The sequence below is a fragment of the Sulfolobales archaeon genome (genome assembly GCA_038897115.1).
GTDB lineage: Archaea > Thermoproteota > Thermoprotei_A > Sulfolobales > AG1 > AG1.
In genome coordinates, this window is record JAWAXC010000138.1 from 1 (window position 1) to 4,724 (window position 4,724).

Consider the following 4,724-nt stretch of genomic DNA (forward strand, 5'->3'; position numbering starts at 1 on the left):
CGATGTATCTATTCTTAAACTGGATATATGGATATGTCTAGATTCTCTAATCAGATCCTCATCTATCTCTTCAGGCCTTAGATCCTCTGCAGAGCCCTTGTACCCATACATAGTTATCTCCCCTTGAGGATCTATAGCTACTATACTAAAACCTGTGTCTCCTAGCGAGATTCTAAGACCCTTTATATCTACACCCTCCTTCAACAGCTCATCAGCTATTATTCTTCCAAAGCTATCAAAGCCTATTTTAGCGATTATCCCACTACTCATGCCCAGCCTCTTTACGGCGATTGAGACGTTCACAGCAGATCCCCCTGCCCCCCATTTAGTTCTCAGTATAGGGCTCTCTTGATCAGGTTTTGGGAATTCGTTAACCTGTATTCTGATGTCAACGAGAGCATGTCCAACAGCTATTATATCTATCCTTTTTTGGAGATCCTTCATAGTGTCTCCCTTACTTGTTAATATATAAGTGTTAAGCGAGGAATATTTATTCAACTAACCTAGCTACTTCCTCCACCTCTTTATCCTCATGAATAATTAGTTTTAAAGCTCTAATCATCGCTTTGGGATCTCTATGCTGAAATATATTTCTACCAACAACAGCTCCATTAGCACCAGCTCTCATAACCGATTTAACGTCTCTTAGAAAATCTATAGGTTTCTCTCTGGTAGCACCACCGCTCATAAGTATAGGTATTCCCGCAGCCACCCTAACTACCTCTCTGAAACTTTCTTCCGAGCCTGTGTAATATGTTTTAACAAGATCAGCTCCACTCTCTATAGCAGCCCTTACACCATATTTAACCACTTCCTTATCATATATATTTTTTATAGCAGATCCCCTTGGATAGGCTAGTTGAAGAACCGGTAAACCGAATCTCTCTGCTGTTGATCTTATAGTGAACCAGGTGTTAAGCATAGAGTCCTCATATTCGCTACCCCAATAAACAGTTGCTGCAACAGCATCAGCACCTATAGCTACCGCGTCTCTCACATATCCAAAAACACTTTGTAAGAGCCTCTGCTGCTCTGGCCTTAGATTTGTTTTACCAGTTAGCTTTATGATTAGAGGAACGCGCCCGCCCCATATATCATGGGTCATCGCTGCTATACCCAGTGTAGTCATTATTGCATCTACCTCTGCCTCAACTACTTTACGAATAATCGCTCTAGGATCAATTACTTCTTCTGGGAAGTCTTTGGGACCATGTTCTACCCCATGGTCAAAGGCAAAGATCAAAGCCCTATTATTCTTCAAGATCTTTCTCAACCTAATCTCTCTTCCAATTTCATTAAAGCTCCTTCTCATATAGATATCACATCTTAATATCTCCCACCTAACTTAATTAAGATTTCAGAGCTAGGAAACACTGTGAATAGAAATAAGCATCTAGATACCCTACCCGCTAACAGTAGAATAACCATATAGTAGGAGAGCCGACCTTCCCCTCACCTAAAAGGAGCGGGGCTTTCAATTGTAATCTGTTAAGCAAGAACTCGATATTATCTGCAATGGGTGTGTATTTCTTTATATAAAGGGTTTTGCTTTAAAGAGTAGGAGATGTTTAGAGCTGGAGAGCCCATAGATATCTCGGTTCTAATGATATAAAGGACTATGTTTGATGGTTTTCTATGTATTCGCCTAGCTCTCTAACTGTTATGTTCCCACCACTAAGTAGCCATTGGATCGCATTTGCCACTTCTCTTGCCGTGTCTTGGTGGAGGATTAGAGGTATGTTCATATCAACAGTTGTTCTTCTAAGTCTATAATCCCTTTCAGGTGTATATCCAGTTGTTATCACAAGATCTATCTTTCCCTTAATAATCATGTCTCTTGCTATATCTTGTGAGAGCCTATACTCTATGCCGGGGATCTCAGCATCTTCTAGGGTATAGAGTGTAAAGTACTTTGAGAGTGTTTTAGCAGTCTCGCTCAGATCTTCAATGCTTTTATTTATATAGCTATAGATTAGAACTCCTTTCGATGGGATCTTGTTTGGAACAGCGGATAGCCATGACTTTATAAGGGCATCCTCATAGCTATCTCCTAGACATGCAACCTCACCTGTGCTTCTCATCTCAGGACCTAGGAATGGATATGCACCTCTAATCCTTGCCCACGAGAACTGCGGTGTTTTAACAGCATAAGATCTGCTTGGAGGCTCCCAGAACTCCCCATCTATTTCGAAGCCAGAGCCCAGGGTCGCTTTTGCAGCCAGCTCAGCTAGGTTTACCCCCTTAGCTTTGCTTGAGAAAGGCATAGATCTGCTTGCCCTTAGGTTTAGCTCTATCACATATACCTTATTATTTTTTATAATATATTGTATATTATATGGGCCTCTGATTGATAGCTCGCTAGCTAGTATGACTGAGATCTCCTTCATCCTATCTATTACATTTCTTCCAAGCCTTCTAGGCGGTATAACCATCATTGCATCCCCGCTGTGCACACCCGCCCTCTCTAGATGCTCGATCACAACACCTATTACATGACCCCTACCATCAGATACAGCATCTATCTCAGCCTCGATCCCCCCGTCTATGAACTGGCTTATGGTTACAGAGTGCTCTCTGGAGACTCTGGCTGCTTTAGTTAGATATGATCTTAGCTCCTCATCATTATATGCTATAGACATTGATGTCCCGCTCAACACATAGCTAGGTCTAACAATAACTGGATAGCCTATCTCTCTAGCAGCCTTTAAAGCCTCTTCTATCGATGATGCTCTAGCCCAGAGGGGCTGATCGATCCCTAGCCTGTCTAGGAGGGAGCTGAATTTAGCCCTATCCTCGGCGATATCTATGCTTCTCCCAGGGGTGCCAGCTATTCTCAGCCCCTTATCTTCAAGCTTCTTAGCAATATTATTCGCTATCTGTCCCCCTACAGATACTACTATGTATTCGAAGCCCTCCCTCTCATTTATATCTAGGATTTTCTCTAGACTTATCTCTTCAAAATATAGCTTATCACTCATATCCCAATCCGTGCTAACAGTCTCCGGGTTATAGTTGATCATTGCCACCCTATATCCCATTCTCCTCGCAGCGAGAGCATAGCTAACAGCTGCCCAATCGAACTCTACAGAGACGCCTATTCTAAAGCCTCCCGGGCCTATTACTAGGATCTTTCTCTCTTGATCGTCGAACTCAACATCATCCTCCTGCCCACCATATGTTGTATATAGATAATTAGTCTGGGCCGGCCACTCGGCTGCTAGAGTATCTATCCTCTTGATCGAAGGTAGCCCCACAACCTTGATCCTAGCCTTCCTAACAAGATCTTCGTCGAGACCTATGGCATGGGCTATCTGTGCATCGGAGAACCCCTTTATCTTTGCCTCTTGAAGCAGATACGGATCTCTAAGAATCTCGACCCCCCTTCTCTTGATCTCCTCATAGAGATCTACTATGTCCTTCACAACACCTAAGAAGAATCTATCGATACCTGTAAGCCTGTATATCTCATCAATGGTAACACCCATTTTAAAGGCCTTCGCAGCCCAGAGAGGCCAGTAGGGCCTTCTATTCTTCAGAGCATCTAGAACCTCCTCCAGCGAGTGCTCCTCCTCGTAGAGGGGGCCTCCAACAACGCCTGGCTCTCCTATATCGAGCATCCTTATAGCCTTTTGAAGCGCCTCATGCAGGGTTCTCCCAATAGCCATTACCTCTCCAACGCTCATCATCTCGCTCCCAAGCCTCGCCTCGGAGCCAACGAATTTCTCGAGATCCCATCTAGGGATCTTAACAACTACGTAGTCAAGGCTTGGTTCGAAGAGCGCTGAGGTCTTGAGTGTGACTTTATTGAGGAGCTCATCAAGGGTATATCCCATGGCGAGCTTCGCAGCTATATATGCTAGTGGATAGCCTGTTGCCTTGCTAGCTAGGGCACTCGATCTAGACATCCTGGGATTTGTCTCTATAACATAGTGCGCCTCGCCATTCGGATCAAATGCAACCTGCACATTACACTCGCCTATAAGCCCGATCACACTTGCAACCCTTTTCGAAACCTCCCTCCCAATATAGTACTCCCTATTCGTGAGTGTCTGGCATGGAGCAACAACTATTGATTCTCCTGTATGAACCCCCATGGGATCCATGTTCTCCATACATGCCACAGCTACCGAGTTGCCCCTCTTATCCCTCATAATCTCATACTCGATCTCTTTCCAGTGATGCAGATATCTCTCAACCAACACCGTTTTTACAAGGCCTGCGTGTGCAAACGCCCTATAGATCTTCTCTCTAAACTCATCCCTTCCCCATGCAACGAAAGAGCCTCCACCTCCTAGGTTGAAGCTCACCCTAACAATCACTGGATAGCCGATCTCCTCAGCAGCCTCTATAGCATCCTCTGGAGATGATGCAGCCCTGCTAGGAGGTACTGGGATGCCACTCCTACTCATAGCCTCTCTAAAGAGCCCCCTCTCCAAAGCCACCTCTATACCGCTGATAGGTGTTCCGAGAACCTTGACACCATATCTCTCTAAAACCCCAGCCTTCCAGAGTGCTACCCCAACGCTTAGGGCTGTTTGACCTCCAAACCCTATCATAATTCCATCTGGCCTCTCCCTCTCTATAACCTTCTCTACATACTCGGGGGTGATGGGGACAGCATATATTCTATCAGCATATATGTGGCTAGTCTGTATTGTAGCTATATTTGGATTTACAAGTATAGCCTTTATACCCTCCTCCTTTATAGCTTTCAGCGCTTGCGA

3 protein-coding genes are annotated in these 4,724 nt (G+C 44.5%); all 3 read right to left on the minus strand.

Annotated elements, in window-relative coordinates; translation table 11 throughout:
- Nucleotides 1–444 (minus strand): carbohydrate kinase family protein (locus QXE01_11620; GenBank protein ID MEM4971885.1); only part of this gene is annotated, 444 nt, incomplete at its 3' end.
- A 46-nt stretch (nt 445–490) separates the two neighbouring features.
- Nucleotides 491–1,312: a class I fructose-bisphosphate aldolase gene (gene fba / locus QXE01_11625; protein MEM4971886.1), complete on the minus strand. Its 822-nt coding sequence runs from the start codon at nt 1,310–1,312 to the stop codon at nt 491–493.
- A gap of 304 nt (nt 1,313–1,616) precedes the next feature.
- A partial coding sequence (carB, locus tag QXE01_11630; protein MEM4971887.1) for a carbamoyl-phosphate synthase (glutamine-hydrolyzing) large subunit occupies nt 1,617–4,724 on the minus strand: 3,108 nt, incomplete at its 5' end.

What these genes read in the sequence shown, in the direction of transcription:
- fba (MEM4971886.1), bottom strand. Translation starts at nt 1,312, where the DNA reads ATGAGAAGGAGCTTTAATGAAATTGGAAGAGAGATTAGGTTGAGAAAG.